This window comes from Allokutzneria multivorans, assembly GCF_039537405.1.
Taxonomy (GTDB): Bacteria; Actinomycetota; Actinomycetes; order Mycobacteriales; family Pseudonocardiaceae; genus Allokutzneria; species Allokutzneria multivorans.
Map to the genome: position 1 here is coordinate 1,180,443 of NZ_BAABAL010000005.1, position 14,734 is coordinate 1,195,176.

At 69.1% G+C, this 14,734-nt stretch carries 15 protein-coding genes; 11 read left to right on the top strand and 4 right to left on the bottom strand.

The features are described 5' to 3' along the window. Positions 1-34 precede the first annotated feature (34 nt). On the top strand, positions 35-2,299 hold the full coding sequence (locus ABD798_RS09625; RefSeq protein ID WP_344872806.1) for a (Fe-S)-binding protein: 2,265 nt from the start codon (positions 35-37) through the stop codon (positions 2,297-2,299). 103 nt (positions 2,300-2,402) lie between these two features. Continuing rightward, on the top strand, positions 2,403-3,047 hold the full coding sequence (locus ABD798_RS09630) for a Uma2 family endonuclease (RefSeq protein WP_344872808.1): 645 nt from the start codon (positions 2,403-2,405) through the stop codon (positions 3,045-3,047). Between the two features lie 56 nt (positions 3,048-3,103). On the opposite strand, the gene ABD798_RS09635 is transcribed toward ABD798_RS09630, so the two are convergent. Continuing rightward, positions 3,104-3,889 carry an SdrD B-like domain-containing protein gene (locus ABD798_RS09635; RefSeq protein WP_344872810.1) on the bottom strand — a complete coding sequence of 262 codons (786 nt, stop codon included), beginning with the start codon at positions 3,887-3,889 and terminating at the stop codon, positions 3,104-3,106. A gap of 226 nt (positions 3,890-4,115) precedes the next feature. Between ABD798_RS09635 and ABD798_RS09640 the strand changes: the two genes are divergently transcribed. Next, on the top strand, positions 4,116-5,273 hold the full coding sequence (locus ABD798_RS09640; protein ID WP_344872811.1) for a pyridoxal phosphate-dependent aminotransferase: 1,158 nt from the start codon (positions 4,116-4,118) through the stop codon (positions 5,271-5,273). Positions 5,274-5,332: 59 nt separating this feature from the next. After that, complete coding sequence (locus ABD798_RS09645) at positions 5,333-5,491, top strand: hypothetical protein (protein ID WP_344872813.1); 159 nt, start codon at positions 5,333-5,335, stop codon at positions 5,489-5,491. 13 nt (positions 5,492-5,504) lie between these two features. On the opposite strand, the gene ABD798_RS09650 is transcribed toward ABD798_RS09645, so the two are convergent. Together ABD798_RS09650 and ABD798_RS09655 are read right to left on the bottom strand one after the other, a co-directional pair. Next, positions 5,505-6,101, bottom strand: a complete 597-nt coding sequence (locus tag ABD798_RS09650) for an HAD family hydrolase (RefSeq protein WP_344872815.1) — start codon at positions 6,099-6,101, stop codon at positions 5,505-5,507. After that, a complete protein-coding gene (locus ABD798_RS09655; RefSeq protein ID WP_344872817.1) occupies positions 6,065-7,096 on the bottom strand; it encodes a threonine aldolase family protein in 1,032 nt (343 codons plus the stop codon). Before ABD798_RS09655 ends, ABD798_RS09650 begins: the two co-directional genes overlap by 37 nt. Before the next feature lie 122 nt (positions 7,097-7,218). Here ABD798_RS09655 and ABD798_RS09660 point away from each other — a divergent pair, with 122 nt between their 5' ends. From ABD798_RS09660 to ABD798_RS09690, 7 genes are all read left to right on the top strand, one after another. Further along, positions 7,219-7,737 (top strand): SigE family RNA polymerase sigma factor, encoded by a 519-nt coding sequence (locus tag ABD798_RS09660; RefSeq protein WP_086827684.1) that lies wholly within the window; start codon positions 7,219-7,221, stop codon positions 7,735-7,737. 56 nt (positions 7,738-7,793) lie between these two features. Continuing rightward, positions 7,794-8,588 carry a hypothetical protein gene (locus tag ABD798_RS09665; RefSeq protein ID WP_344872820.1) on the top strand — a complete coding sequence of 265 codons (795 nt, stop codon included), beginning with the start codon at positions 7,794-7,796 and terminating at the stop codon, positions 8,586-8,588. 121 nt (positions 8,589-8,709) lie between these two features. Continuing rightward, the gene (locus tag ABD798_RS09670) at positions 8,710-9,033 is read left to right on the top strand and encodes a DMT family transporter (protein WP_344872822.1); all 324 of its coding nucleotides are present in this window, start codon (positions 8,710-8,712) and stop codon (positions 9,031-9,033) included. A 29-nt stretch (positions 9,034-9,062) separates the two neighbouring features. Then, entirely contained in the window at positions 9,063-9,701 is a 639-nt protein-coding gene (locus ABD798_RS09675) for a TetR/AcrR family transcriptional regulator (protein WP_344872824.1), read from the top strand. A 63-nt stretch (positions 9,702-9,764) separates the two neighbouring features. Next, positions 9,765-10,313: an RNA polymerase sigma factor gene (locus ABD798_RS09680; RefSeq protein ID WP_344872826.1), complete on the top strand. Its 549-nt coding sequence runs from the start codon at positions 9,765-9,767 to the stop codon at positions 10,311-10,313. Further along, the gene (locus ABD798_RS09685) at positions 10,310-11,149 is read left to right on the top strand and encodes a hypothetical protein (protein WP_344872828.1); all 840 of its coding nucleotides are present in this window, start codon (positions 10,310-10,312) and stop codon (positions 11,147-11,149) included. The genes ABD798_RS09680 and ABD798_RS09685 overlap by 4 nt, the downstream gene beginning before the upstream one ends. A gap of 22 nt (positions 11,150-11,171) precedes the next feature. Further along, entirely contained in the window at positions 11,172-11,609 is a 438-nt protein-coding gene (locus tag ABD798_RS09690) for an NUDIX hydrolase (RefSeq protein WP_344872830.1), read from the top strand. 24 nt (positions 11,610-11,633) lie between these two features. Here the strand turns inward: ABD798_RS09690 and dnaE are convergent. Continuing rightward, on the bottom strand, positions 11,634-14,734 hold a 3,101-nt coding region (gene dnaE / locus ABD798_RS09695), incomplete at its 5' end, for a DNA polymerase III subunit alpha (protein WP_344872832.1).

A 14,734-nucleotide genomic window follows, 5' to 3' on the forward strand; every position in this document is an offset into this window, starting at 1 on the left:
CGGCACGTTGGATTCCGGACAGGAAGGCCGTTGCATGGGCGCCTTGCACGTCGTGTTGGGCCTGATCTGCGTCGCGATGACGCTGGTCTGGGTCACGATGTTGACGCAGACCGTCATCCGCATGGTGCGCACGATTCGGCTCGGCCAACCCGACCCGACACGCAACGGCCCCGTGGTGCCGCGGCTGAAGAACATGCTCAAGGAGGTCCTCGGTCACACGAGGATGCTCAAGTGGGGCACGGTCGGCGCCGCGCACTGGTTCGTCATGGTGGGCTTCGGCTCGCTGGTGCTGACGCTGGTCGAGGCGCACGGCGAGGTCTTCGACCCGACCTTCGAGCTGCCGATCCTCGGTCACTGGACCGTCTGGGGCGTGTTCGTCGAGTTCATCGGCCTGACCACGGTCGTCGGCATCCTCGTGCTGATCGCGATCCGGCAGCGCAACCACCCGCGCCGGGCCGACCGCCAGTCCCGCTTCTCCGGCTCCAACTTCCGCCAGGCCTACTTCGTCGAGGCGGTCATCCTCGGCGTCGGCCTGTGCATCTTCGGCATCCGCGCCTTCAAGTCCGCCAACGGGCTGCTGCCGTACCCGGTGTGGGCCGCGCCGATCTCGCACGGCCTCGGCGCACTGCTGCCCGCGAGCCTGCTCGCCGTGTCGATCGTGGCGGCGCTGAAGGTCTTCATCTCCGGCACCTGGGCGATCGTCATCGCGCGCAACATGACGATGGGCGTCGCCTGGCACCGGTTCACCGCGTTCTTCAACATCTACTTCAAGCGCGAGGACGACGGCGGCGTCGCGCTCGGCGCCCTCAAGCCGATGATGAGCGGTGGCAAGCCGCTGGACTTCGAGGAGGCCGACCCGGAGAAGGACGTCTTCGGCGCCGGCAAGATCGAGGACTTCGGCTGGAAGGGCTGGCTGGACTTCACCACCTGCACGGAGTGCGGCCGGTGCCAGTCCCAGTGCCCCGCGTGGAACACCGGCAAGCCGCTCTCGCCGAAGCTGCTGATCACCAGCCTCCGCGAGCACGCCTACGCCAAGGCTCCCTACCTGCTCGCCGGTGGCCGCAAGGACATGGGCGGCGACGAGGTCGGCATCACCGGCGACGACGCCGAGGCCCGCCTCGCCAACATCAACGTGCTCGCGCTGGCGGAGTCCGAGCGCCCGCTGATCGGCGGCCCCGACGAGTTGGGCGTCATCGACCCCGAGGTGCTGTGGTCCTGCACCAGCTGCGGCGCGTGCGTCGAGCAGTGCCCGGTGGACATCGAGCACGTCGACCACATCGTCGACATGCGCCGCTACCAGGTGCTCATCGAGTCGAACTTCCCCACCGAGCTGGGCGGGATGTTCAAGAACCTGGAGAACAAGGGCAACCCGTGGGGCCAGAACGCCAAGGACCGGCTCGCCTGGACCGAGGCGCTGGACTTCGAGGTCCCGGTGTTCGACGGAGAACTGGCCGACGAGACCGAGTACCTGTTCTGGGTCGGCTGCGCGGGTGCCTTCGAGGACCGCGCCAAGAAGACCACGCAGGCCGTCGCCGAACTGCTGCACATGGCCGACGTGAAGTACGTGGTGCTCGGCTCCGAGGAGACCTGCACCGGTGACCCGGCTCGCCGCGCGGGCAACGAGTTCCTCTTCCAGATGCTCGCGCAGCAGAACGTCGAGGTGCTCAACTCCGTCTTCGAGGGCCGGGAAGCCAAGCAGCGCAAGGTCGTCGTGACCTGCGCCCACTGCTTCAACACCCTGGCCAACGAGTACCCGCAGCTCGGCGGGCAGTTCGAGGTCGTGCACCACACGCAGCTGCTGAACAAGCTCGTCCGCGAGCGCCGCCTGGTCCCCGTCGCGCCCGTCGCCGAGGACGTCACCTACCACGACCCCTGCTACCTGGGGCGCCACAACAAGGTCTACTCGCCGCCGCGCGATCTGATCGGTGCCACCGGCGCGCAGCTGCGCGAGATGCCGCGTCACGGCGACCGCTCCATGTGCTGCGGCGCGGGCGGTGCGCGGATGTGGATGGAGGAGCGGATCGGCAAGCGCATCAACGTCGACCGCGTCGACGAGGCGCTCGGCACCGCGCCGACCAAGATCGCGACCGGCTGCCCGTTCTGCCGCGTGATGCTCACCGACGGCCTCACCCAGCGGCAGAACGAGGGCAAGGCCGAGGAGAGCGTCCAGGTCATCGACGTCGCGCAGATGCTGCTGGAGTCCGTGCGCCGAGGCCGCCCCGCGGAGCAGGACACCCCGACGGATGAGACGCCCACCGGCACCCCGCTCGCCGAGCAGGACAAATCTGACGGAGCGTGATCAACTGCGGCGCGCAGGCGCCCTGACAAGGGGGCAAATCTGTGCTGCACTGATTTCGCGTGCTCTCCGGCGATAACGTCGCGGCCGGAGGTGGTTGAGGGTGGTGGCTGAGTTGGTCGGCAAACCGTACGACCCCGCGAGCACGCGGTACGCGCCTGATGACCCGCATTTCGATCCGTTGATCGATCTCGCGGGCATGTGGACCACAGAGTTGGCAGAGCGATACCTGCCGATCCCCGGCACTCCGTTGGTGAAGTACGAGTGCCTGGACGGGAATCTGATCATGAGTCCGTACGAGGGGAGTCCGAACGGGTACGCCGTTGTCGAACTCATGGCGCTGATGCGGAGCCCCGCCAAGGAAGCGAACCGCCCGGTGTACCCGACGCTGAACATCGCGTTGGGTCCCGGGCCGCAGCGGTGGATTCAGCCGGACATCAACGTGCTGAAGCAGCCGATCAAAGGGTTGACCTGGGTTCCGGTCGAGCGTCTGCTGATGCCGATCGAGTTGGTGTCACCGTCGAGCAGGCGGCGCGATCGCATCGACAAGCCCGCGTTGTGCGCTGAGGCGGGTGTCCCCTTCTTCATGTGGGTGGAGATCGACGGGGAAGACATCGAGGTGGAGCTGCTCCAGCTCCGCAACGGTCGGTACCGGCCGCTGGTGAAGGTGTTCTCCGGCGAGCGGTTCGAGACGGAACTGCCCTTCCCGCTCGCCTTCGACACGGCCGCGCTCATCGAACCCGAGGGCTGACACAAGGAAAGGGGCGGCTCCCGTGGTGGGAGCCGCCCCTTTCGCCGTGCTGAGGGTCAGTTGGTGGTGGCGGCGCGGGTGAAGCCCGCGTCGAGGCTGACCATGCCCGCGCCGGGCGCGAGCTGGATCTTCTCGGACTTCACGGTGGCGGTCTTGCCGGTGAAGTCGGAGTCGGTGGTGGCGTCGGGACCGGCCTCGGACTTGGAGACGGTGCTGCCCTCGGGCGCGGTGGTCTGCACGGTGTAGCGGCCGGAGGGCAGGTCCTCGAAGGAGTACTCGCCCTTCTCGTCGACCTTGGCGGTGCGCTGCGCGAACCTGCCGTAGTGGTCGGTGGCGCCGCTCAGGATGAAGCCGCGCGAGGCGGTCAGCGCCTTCTCGGTCTCCTGGCGGATGCCGTCGCCGTTCTCGTCCACCCACGCGAGGCCGCTGATGCTGCCGCCGCGGATGCCGAAGCGGACGAACTCGGTCTGGCTGCTGCGCACCTCGACCTTGCGCTCGGCGTCGGTCGTGGAGACGAATCCGGTCTGGCTGCCGTCGAGCTTGTAGGTGCCGGGGCGCAGGTCGGTGAAGCGGAACTTCCCGCTGGCGTCGGCGACCGCGTCGGCGACCACGTCGCCGTTGGCGTTGTAGAGGCGGACCTCGGCCTTGTCGGCGCCGGCCTCGCCGCCGGTGGTGCTGCGGTCGATCAGGCCGTTGCCGTTGCGGTCGAAGAAGACCGAGCCGTCGATCGCGCCGAGGGTGCTGGAGATCGCGCCGGCCGACGGCACGAAGCTCATCAGGACGGCCGCCGAGATCCCGGCGCCGAGGACGGTGTAAGCGGACCGGCTGATGCCCCTGGACATGACGTGGTTCCCCTCGCGGAAAGTGGTGCTCGGTGCCGGTGCTGCGAGCGTCGGCGCTAGGGAGACGCCCCGTCCGGTACGCGGGTTGCCCGGGATCTTACTTTCACTCCGAAGATCTAAAACGCGAGGGCGGTGGCGTCACCGGAACAGCTCAGTCCGACCGTCTGATGTGGACTGCGTCGCCACTCCTATGGAGCAGTGCCCGGCGCGTGGCACGCTGACGCCCATGTCCTTCGCCACCGCCGCTCAGCGCGCCATCGTCCCGCCGTTCCACGTGATGGAGGTCCTCTCCTCGGCGGCGCGGCGGCAACGGGAGTTCGGCGACGTCATCTCCCTCGCGGCGGGCCAGCCCGCGACGCCCGCCCCGGAGCCGGTGCGCGCGGCGGCAGCGGCGGCGCTGGACCGGCAGACCCTCGGCTACACCGAACAGCTCGGCATCCCGGAGCTGCGCGCGGCGATCGCCGGGCACTACGGCCGCCGCTACGACCTGGACGTCGCGCCGCAGGACGTGGTGATCACGACCGGCTCGTCGGGAGCCTTCCTGCTCGCCTTCCTCGCCGCCTTCGACGCGGGGGACCGGGTGGCGCTGGCCAGGCCGGGCTACCCGGCCTACCGCAACATCCTGTCCGCGCTCGGCTGCGAGGTCGTCGACCTGCCGTGCGACGCGAGCACCCGCTTCCAGCCGACCGTGGAGATGTTGGAGGCACTGGACAAGCCGGTGCGCGGGCTCATCGTCGCCAGCCCGGCCAACCCCACCGGCACCGTGCTCGACCCGGCGGAGCTGGCCGCGATCACGCAGTGGTGCCAGGACAACGGGGTTCGGCTGATCAGCGACGAGATCTACCACGGCATCAGCTACGAGCGCCCGCTCGGCTGCGCGTGGCAGACCTCCCGCGACGCGATCATCGTCAACTCCTTCTCGAAGTACTTCTCGATGACCGGCTGGCGGCTCGGCTGGATGCTGCTCCCGAGGCCGTTGCTGCGCGCGGTGGACTGCCTCACCGGCAACTTCACGCTCTGCCCGCCCGCGCTCGCCCAGTACGCGGGTGTCGCTGCCTTCACCGACGAGGGCTACGCCGAGGCGGACGGCCACGTCGCCCGCTACCGCCGCAACCGGGACGAGCTGCTCGCCGGGCTGGCGAAGATCGGCATCGACAAGGTCGCGCCCGCCGACGGCGCTTTCTACGCCTACGCCGACGTCTCGCACCTGACGCAGGACTCGATGTCCTTCTGCGAACGGCTGCTCGCCGAGACCGGAGTGGCGGTCGTGCCCGGGATCGACTTCGATCCGGTTGACGGCAACCGCTTCATCCGGATGTCCTTCGCGGGCTCGCTGGAGGACGTGCACGAAGCGGTGCACCGCATCGGCGGCTGGCTGAGCTGACGGGAACTTCACGTCCCCGGCAACCGTTCAGCCAGTAAGAGGACTCAGGGGAGGACACCATGCTCGCCATCATCGCGACGCTGCTGATCATCTGGTTGGCGCTGACCATCATCGGCTTCATCTTCAAGGGCCTGTTCTGGCTGGCCGTGATCGGTGGCATCGCATTCCTGGCGACCGCCGCCTACGGCGCGGTGAAGAAGAAGGCCCCCAAGTACTAGGACGGCACACGCCCTAGGGCAGCACGCCCAGCTCGCGCAGGCGCGGCCGGATCGCCGTCGCGCCTGCCCACAGCTCGGCGTCCAGCCCGGCTCGCAGCGCCCCGTCGACGTTGACCTGCCGGTCGTCCAGGAACAGGCAGTCGGCGGCGGGCGCGCCGAGCTGGTCGAGCAGCGCCGCCCAGATCTCCGCGTCCGGCTTGGCGACGCCCAGCTCACCGGAGAACACCAGGTGCCGGAACCGCTTCGCCCAGCTCTGCTCGCGCACGGCCGCGGCGAAGGACGTGGGTGCGTTGGACAGCAGCGCCAGCGGCACCCCGGCCTCGGCCAGTTCGTCCAGCAGCACCACCGAATCCGGGTCGAGTTCGAGCCAGCCGGAGATGTCGGCCTCCGTCAGCGCGGCCGAGGTCAGCTCGTCCACCTCGACGCCCAGCTCCGCGCCGACCGCGCGCCAGTACTCCAGGTCGGGCTGTCCCCGGTCGTAGGCGTCGCGCACCTTCCAGTACGCGGGCGCGAACTCCTCCTCGGCCACGCCGTAGACCTCGGCGTGCTTCGGCAGCATCGTCGAACGCCTGCTCAGGACCTCGCCGTAGTCGAAGACGATCCAGCCCACGCCAACCCCTTCATCCGGTTCAGCACCTCGTCGACGTCCGCTTTGCCCACGTCCCGGTGGGTGACGAAGCGGACCAGCCCGGCCATCGGCCCGGCGAGCACCTTCAGCTCGGTCAGCCGCTCCAGCGCGGCGGGCACGGTCATCTCGGGCGCCTCGGCCAGCACGATGTTGGTCTCGGGCGCGCGCACCCGCCAACCCAGCTCGGCGAGCCCGTCCGCGAGCACCCGCGCGTTCTCGTGGTCGACGGCCAAGTCCTCGATCCGTTCCAACGCCACGAGTCCGGCCGCCGCGACCACACCGCCCTGGCGCACACCGCCGCCGAGCATCTTCCTGATCCGCCTGGCCTCCGCCACGAAGTCCGCCGAGCCCCCGACCACCGAGCCCATCGGAGCGCCGAGGCCCTTGCTCAGGCAGGCCTGCACGGTGTCCACACCCGCGGTCAGCTCGGCAGGCGAGACCCCGGTGGCCACGGCCGCGTTCCACACGCGGGCGCCGTCGAGGTGGACGGCGAGGCCCAGCTCCTTGGCGACCGCGACCAGCCGCGCGTGCGCTTCGGGAGACAGCACCGTGCCGCCCCCGGCGTTGTGGGTGTTCTCGACGCAGAGCAACGAGGTGCGCATCGAGTAGTAGGGACCGGCGGTGAGCGTGGCCGCGCGCACGGCCTCCGGGGTCAGCTCCGGCAGCGCCTGCGGCATGCCCCCGGCCAGCCACGCGGGGGTGCCCAGCTCGTTGTTGATCACGTGCGCGTCCCGCACCGCGAGGAACGAATCACCTCGCTGGATATGGGTCATCAAAGCAATGGTGTTGCCCATGCAGCCGGTGGGCACCCACAGCGCGGCGGCCACGCCCAGCAGGTCCGCCGCGCGCTCCTCAAGGCGCCGCATGGTCGGGTCGACGTCGAGCACGTCGTCACCCACCTCGGCGGTCGCCATGGCGGAGCGCATCCGTTCGTCGGGGCGGGTGACGGTGTCCGAGCGCAGGTCCACGGGGCTCACCACTCGATCAGATCATCACCCCGGGCCGGTGGCCAGGAGGAATTCGAGTGCGGCACGATGCAACCCTGGGAACGGCTCGCTCCGTCCCACCAGTGCAAGACACGACGAGCGGAGAGTCCCGCGTGGACCAGCGCGAAGAACAGGAGTTCGCGGAGTACTTCGTCGCACGGCGCGAGGCTGTGAGACGGACGGCGTACCTGCTCTGCGGCGACTGGCACCGTGCGGACGACCTGGCTCAGACGGCGTTCGTCGCGCTGCACAGACGGTGGAAGAAGGTCAGGGACAAGGGAGCCCTGGACGCCTACGTGCGGCGCACGCTGGTCAGAGCCTCGATCGATGAGTCTCGCAGGCCGTGGCGACGTGAGCGGACCGTCGAGGAGTTCCCCGACGCGCCCGTCACCGATGCCGAGGTCGGCGAGTCGGTCGCCACGCGGGAGACGCTGCTCGCCGGCCTGGCCAAGGTGCCGCCGAGGCAACGGGCGGTGCTCGTGCTGAGGTTTCTCGAAGGCTTGGACGTCGCGGCGACAGCGGCGGCCTTGAAGTGCACCGAGGGAACTGTGAAGAGCCAGACGGCGCGCGGGCTCGAAGCCCTGCGCACCTCGCTGGGAGACGCGCTGGACGACCTGCGTTCGGCGTCGTGAACACCGGTACCGAGCCGGGGTGCGGCGACCTTCGCCGGTCGAGGAGGTGGATTTAGGTGGACGAGCACAAGCTCGCGGACCTGTTCCGCGATGCCGTGCGGGAAGCGCCACCGGCATCGTTCGACGAGCAGGACGTACTGGGAGCCTCGAAGCTGGCGACCGCGCGGCACCGGATGCGCGTGGCGACCGGCTCGGCCTTCGGCGTCGTGGTGCTCGCGGGGGTCGCCGTGTTCGGCGCGAACGCGCTGAACCCAGGACCCGACGAGGGCAGCCTCGCCGCCGCCCAAAATTCTTCCGAATACGGTGCAACCGACAGCGGCACCCCCCTCGTCCCTTTCACAGCAGGACCGAACCAACCGATGCCCAGCGGACCGGTTCCGCCGGGCAGGACCACCCAGGCCCCGCCCAAGAGCATTCCCGAGTCGACGTCCAAGCAGGGGGATGACGATCCGGGAAGAGCTGGTCGACCGACCAGCAGCACCCCGACCGGGTGCGGACCGGCGGACCGGGAGCTCGCGGTCGCCCTCGCCCACGAGCTCCCGGCCGCTGCCGGGCTCACGCCGACCCCGGCGGCCCGCTCCTGCGGCCCCGGTTCCAGGGCGATGTCGGTCCTGGTCCGCGACGGCGGCGTGAGCGGAGTGGTCTCGGTGATCCTCGGTCCGCCGGACGCCAAGATCGGCTCTGACGACATCGGCACCAAGGACCTCCCGCCCGGTTCCGCGTCGGCATCGGCCTACGCGCCGAGCGGCAGGCCGCTCACGGTGGTGAGCGAACCGGCGAAGGGCTCGATCACCTCGCCCTTCAGCGGGCGGGTCGAGGACATCGCGAGGAAGCTCGCGGAAAAGCTCTAGACCACCGGGTCCCCTCCCCATGGCAGTGGCCGGCAGAGCACGTTCTGCCGGCCATTGCCGCGTTCGCGAGCGCCCTTCACCAAAAGTGGTACGCTAGTACCAGATTGGTGAGGTGGTTGCCGTGGCGTGGATCGTGCTGATCGTGTCCGGGGTGCTGGAGGCAGGCTGGGCGGTGGCGCTCAAGCTCTCCGACGGGTTCTCCAGGCTGTGGCCGACGGTCACCTTCGCGGTGCTGGCCACCGCGAGCTTCGCCGGGCTCGCCTGGGCGATGAAGCAGCTGCCCGCCGGTCCCGCCTACGCGGTCTGGACCGGGATCGGCGCCGCCATCACCGCCGTGATCGGCATGATCTGGCTCGGCGACGGGGTGTCGGTGCTCAAGATCGCCTCGATCATGTTGATCATCGGGGGTGTTGTCGGGCTCCAGCTCGCCGGGGGTGCGCACTGATGCCTCGGGAACTGGCACCATGCAGGGTCATGCCGGAGCCCACCGAAGTGCCCTCCGCCCCGACCCAGGAGCGGACCGGCCAGGCCAGCACGCCCAAGGGGGAGCGCCGCCGCCAGGCCCTCGTCGAGGCGGCGAGCGAACTGCTCGTCGAGAGCGGTTTCGCGGGCATCCGGCACCGGGCGGTCGCCGAGCGCGCCGGGCTGCCGCTCGCCTCCACCACCTACTACTTCTCCTCGATCGAGGAGCTGGTGGAGCGGGCGGTGGAGTACCACGGCCGCACCGAGCTGGCGTGGGGCCGGGACCGGCTCGCCGAGCTCGCGGAGTCCGGTGACGAGCGCCTGAGCCGCGACGAGCTGTGCGAGCTGGTGCTGGACATGCTGCTCGGGCACAACTCCCGCGACGGCGGCCTCGACGTGGTGCTGCTGCGCTACGAACGGCTCGTCGGCTCCGGGCGGCGGCCCTACCTCGCGCCGCTCATGCGGGAGATGGGCGACGAGCTGCACGCGCTGCTGGTGGAGATCCTCGCGCAGGCCGGGGCGCCGATGTCCTCCGCCGGGATGACCAGGCTGATCGCGCTGATCGACGGCACCGTGGTCAACGCGCTCATCGAGGCCGACACCGATCCTCGTGGCGCCGCGCGGCGGGTGCTGCGCGCGGAACTTCCCTGATCCGTGCAACCTCCCGCGCTCCGCTCGCGTGAGTAGGGCCGGTAGCGCGAAGGGAGCACCATCATGCGGTCCGAGGACGAGGCCCGGTTCCGAGACATGGCCAGGAGGCAGGCGGTGCCCATGCGCCGCTTCGCCTACCTGCTGTGCGGGGACTGGCACCTCGCCGAGGACCTGGTCCAGAACGCACTCACCAAGCTCTACTCGGCGTGGTGGCGCATCCGCGGTGCGGAGTCGCTCGACCGCTACGTCCGCAAGACCGTGGTGCGCTGCTGGCTGGACGAGGTCCGCCGCCCTTGGCGAAGGGTGGAGGACAGGACCGGCGTCGTACCGGACGTCGCCGACCACGATGGTGATCCCGCTGCCGTTGGCCAGCGCGCGCAGACACGGGACCTCGTCCTGCGCGCGCTGGCCGAGGTCCCGTCACGGCAGCGGGTCGTGCTCGTCCTGCGCTACTTCGAGGACCTCTCGGTCGCCGACACGGCGGCCGCGATGGGGTGCTCGGAAGGCACGGTGAAGAGCCAGTCAGCCCGCGGGTTGGACAACCTGCGGGCGGTGATCGCCAGGTCCGGGCTGGATTCCTCCGCCCTGACCGGCGGGAGGACGGAGTCATGATCGAGAAGGAACTGCGGGACGGCCTGCGGGGCGCCGTCTCCGACGAACCACCGCTGGGCTTCGACCCGGACGATGCGGTGACCAGGATCGGCGTCAGGGTTCGGCGGCGGCGCGCCACCTTCGCCGTCGCGGCGGCCGTCGTCGCCGTTGTCGGGGGAGCGGTCGCGGTGCAGCAGAGCGTCGGGCTCGGCAGGAGCGGTGACGTGGAGATCGCCACCCGGCCCTCTCCGCCGACCAGCACCACGACCCCGTCGAGGCCCGACTTCACGTGGCCGGTTCCCGGCCTCGCTCCGCCGAAGCGCCTGAGCCAGGCCGAGGCCGACGCTCGGGGCAGGGCGCTGCGCGACGTCGTGGTGCCGAAGTTCCTTCAGCAGGTCAAGGGGATGAGCAACGTCAGGGCGATGCCGTTCGACTCCACCACGGCGGGTCCCGACGATCCCGGGCCCAACGTGCTGGAGGGCGGCGTCGAGTTCCGCGACCAGGAGGGCGACACCGCCGTCCTCGTCAGCGTCTACTCGGCGCGCTACGCCTTTCCCGGCCCTGACCAGGAGTGCGCCGACGACCCGCACAGCTCCGTGCGCAACACCATCTGCCGAGTCGACAGGCTGGCCGACGGAACGGCGCTCGTGTTCAACGAGGCCGTCGGCAAGGAGGACCCCGGCAACGTGATCGCCAGCGCGCTGCACTACCGCCTGGACGGGGTGGTCGTGCGCGTCACCGCGTACAACTACAACCCGACCGGCAAGGGCACTCCGCTCCAGTCGCGACGCGCGCGAACCACGATGACCGAGCAGCAGTTGACCGCCGTGGCCACGGACCGCGCGTTCACCATGTGAGCCCTCCGGGCATGCTGCGTGGATGAGCGAGCGCCACCGCAGCATCGTCGACGTACACCTCCTGCTCGTGGAGGACGGCCGGATCTTGTTGTCCCGCAGGCACAACACCGGCTACGAGGACGGCAGGTACCACCTGGTGTCCGGCCACCTCGAAGCCGGAGAGTCCATTGTGGACGCCGTGGTTCGCGAGGCGGCCGAGGAGATCGGAATCGGTCTGGACCCCGACGAGCTGGACTGCGTGCACGTCATGCACCACAGGAAGCCGGGCGAGGAGGCCAGGGTCGGCTTCTTCTTCCGCGCGTGGACGTGGACGGGCGAGCCGGTGAACCGCGAGCCGCACAAGTGCTCCGACCTCGCCTGGTTCCCGCTGGATGCCTTGCCGCGCAACGTGATCGCCTATCCGGCCGAGGCGCTGCGTCGCGTCGCGGACGGCGTGCCGTTCAGCCTCCACGGCTGGTGAGGGAGCACCAGCCGTGGAGGTGGCTCAGCCGACGCAGCCCGCGCCGAGCAGCGCCTTGAGCTCGCCCATGAACGCGCCGGAGGTGCTGATCCGGAAACCGTCGTCCACCGCGAGGGTGAACGCGCGGCGGTTGTTCTGGATCTTCAGGTGCACCGGGGTCTCGCCGGGGTGGGCCTTGAGCGTGTGCTTGAGGTCCTCCACCAGCGTCGGGTTCACCTTCGCGGCCATCAGCTTGATCACCAGCGGCGGGTCCTGGGTCAGGTCCATCTCGGCGATGTCCAGCGTCACCAGGCCGGAGCCGAAGACCGACATCTTGTCCTCGCGCCAGTTCACCCTGCCCTTGACCGCGACCGCGGCGTCCTCGACCAGCTCATCGGAGAGCACGCTGTAGGACTTGGGGAAGAACAGCACCTCCAGCGAGGCGTCCAGGTCCTCCACCGTGACGATCGCCCAGGGCTCGCCCTTCTTGTTCACCCTGCGCTCCATCGCCGAGATCATCCCGGCGATGGCGATCTCGCCCTCCTTCGGCGGATCGGAGATGATCTCCGCGATCGACCTCGGCGCGTTCTGCCGCAGCGCGCGCTCGGCCCCGTCCAGCGGGTGCGCCGAGACGTAGAGGCCCAGCATCTCCCGCTCGTATCCCAGCAGCTGCTTGCGCGGCCACTCCTCGGTGGAGATCTTCAGGTGCGCCAGCGGTGAGGCGTCCTCGCTCGGCTCCTCGTCGTCCCCGCCCGCGCCGAACAGGTCGAACTGGCCCATGGCCTCCTGGCGCTTGAGCGGGACGACCCCGTCGACCGCCTCCTCGTGCACCTGGAACAGGCCGAGCCTGGTGCTGGCGAAGGAGTCGAAGCCGCCCGCCTTGATCAGCGACTCGATCACGCGCTTGTTGCAGCAGACCAGCTCCGACTTGTCGAGGAAGTCGGTGAAGGAGGTGTAGTTCCCCTTCTGCTCCCTGGACTTGATGATCGACTCGACCACGTTCGCGCCGACGTTGCGGATCGCGCCGAGGCCGAAGCGGATGTCGGTGCCGACGGCGGAGAAGCGCAGCGCGGACTCGTTGACGTCCGGCGGCAGCACCTTGATGCCGAGGCGGCGGCACTCCGAGAGGTACACCGCCGACTTGTCCTTGTTGTCACCGACGGAGGTGAGCAGCGCGGCCATGTACTCGGCGCGGTAGTTCGCCTTGAGGTAGGCCGTCCAGTACGAGATCAGACCGTAGGCCGCCGCGTGCGACTTGTTGAACGCGTACCCGGCGAACGGGAGGATCGTGTCCCACAACGCCTTGATGGCCTCTGGGGAGAAGTGCAGCTCGTGCTCGCGCATGCCCTTCTCGAAGCCCTCGAACTCCTTCTCGAGGACCTCCTGCTTCTTCTTGCCCATGGCCTTGCGGAGCACGTCCGCGCGACCCATCGAGTAGCCCGCGACCTTCTGGGCGATGAACATGATCTGCTCTTGGTAGACGATCAGGCCGTAGGTCTCGGAGAGGATCTCCTTGAGCGGCTCTTCCAGCTCCGGGTGGATCGGCTTGACCTTCTGCCGAGCGTTCTTGCGGTCGGCGTAGTCGTTGTGCGCGTTCATGCCCATCGGACCCGGGCGGTACAGCGCGCCGACCGCGACGATGTCCTCGAACGCCGTGGGCTGCATGCGCCGCAGCAGGTCCCGCATGGGCCCGCCGTCGAGCTGGAACACGCCGAGGGTGTCGCCCCTGCCCAGCAGCTCGTAGGTCGGCTTGTCGTCGAGCTCCAGCGTGTCGAGGTCGATGTCCTCGCCGCGGTTGGCCTTGATGTTCTCGATGGCGTCGCCGATGACGGTGAGGTTGCGCAGGCCGAGGAAGTCCATCTTGAGCAGGCCGATGGCCTCGCAGGAGGGGTAGTCCCAGCCGGTGATGATCGAGCCGTCGTCGCGCCGCCACAGCGGGATGGACTCCATCAGCGGCTGCGAGGACATGATCACCGCGCAGGCGTGCACACCGGCGTTGCGGATCAGGCCTTCGAGTCCGCGCGCGGTCTCGAAGATCTTCGCGACCTCGGAGTCGTTCTGGACCAGCGTGCGGACCTCGGCGGCCTCGTTGTAGCGCTCGTGCTTGGGGTCGACGATGCCGGAGAGCGGGATGTCCTTGGCCATGATCGGCGGTGGCAACGCCTTGGAGATCTTGTCCGCGATCGCGTACCCCGGCTGGCCGTAGTGCACGCGCGCCGAGTCCTTGATGGCCGCTTTGGTCTTGATGGTGCCGAAGGTGATCACCTGGGCGACGCGGTCGTGGCCCCACTTCTCCGTCGCGTAGCGCACCATCTCGCCGCGCCTGCGGTCGTCGAAGTCGATGTCGATATCGGGCATCGAGGCGCGTTCCGGGTTGAGGAACCGCTCGAACAGCAGGCCGTGCGGGATCGGGTCAAGGTTGGTGATGCCCATCGCGTAGGCGACCAGCGCGCCCGCGGCGGAACCACGGCCGGGGCCGACGCGGATGCCCACCTCCTTCGCGTACTTCACCAGGTCACCGACGACCAGGAAGTAGGCGGGGAAGCCCTTCTGGTTGATCACGTTCATCTCGAACTCGGCGCGCTCGACGTAGCCGTCCGGCACGCCGTTCGGGAAGCGCCAGTCCAGGCCGCGCATGACTTCCTTGTGCAGCCACGATTCCTGGGTCTCGCCGTCCGGGACCGGGAACAGCGGGATGCGGTCGTGGTAGGCCCAGACGTCGTCGTAGGGCTCCACCATCTCCGCGACCAGCAGAGTGTTGTTCGTCGCGCCCTCGACCTCGGAGTCCCAGATCTCCCGCATCTCCGCGGCCGACTTCAAGTAATAACCATCACCGTCGAACTTGAACCGGTTCGGATCGTTCAACGTCTTACCCGACTGCACGCACAACAACGCCGAATGCGTATCCGCCTGATCCTTCGTCACATAATGCGAATCATTCGTCGCCAACGGCGGGATACCCAGATCCTTACCGATCTTCAGCAAACCCTCGCGGACCCGGCGCTCAATGTCCAGGCCGTGATCCATCAACTCCAGGAAGAAGTTCTCCGCACCGAAAATGTCCCGGTAATCCGCAGCGGCCTGGATCGCTTCCTTCTCCTGACCCAACCGCAGCCGCGTCTGCACCTCACCCGACGGGCACCCCG

Bases quoted from the DNA above. Each gene is read 5' to 3' on its own strand.
- ABD798_RS09625 (WP_344872806.1), top strand. From the start codon at position 35: ATGGGCGCCTTGCACGTCGTGTTGGGCCTGATCTGCGTCGCGATGACG.
- ABD798_RS09635 (WP_344872810.1), bottom strand. From the start codon at position 3,889: ATGTCCAGGGGCATCAGCCGGTCCGCTTACACCGTCCTCGGCGCCGGG.
- ABD798_RS09640 (WP_344872811.1), top strand. From the start codon at position 4,116: ATGTCCTTCGCCACCGCCGCTCAGCGCGCCATCGTCCCGCCGTTCCAC.
- ABD798_RS09645 (WP_344872813.1), top strand. From the start codon at position 5,333: ATGCTCGCCATCATCGCGACGCTGCTGATCATCTGGTTGGCGCTGACC.
- ABD798_RS09675 (WP_344872824.1), top strand. From the start codon at position 9,063: ATGCCGGAGCCCACCGAAGTGCCCTCCGCCCCGACCCAGGAGCGGACC.
- ABD798_RS09680 (WP_344872826.1), top strand. From the start codon at position 9,765: ATGCGGTCCGAGGACGAGGCCCGGTTCCGAGACATGGCCAGGAGGCAG.
- ABD798_RS09685 (WP_344872828.1), top strand. From the start codon at position 10,310: ATGATCGAGAAGGAACTGCGGGACGGCCTGCGGGGCGCCGTCTCCGAC.
- ABD798_RS09690 (WP_344872830.1), top strand. From the start codon at position 11,172: ATGAGCGAGCGCCACCGCAGCATCGTCGACGTACACCTCCTGCTCGTG.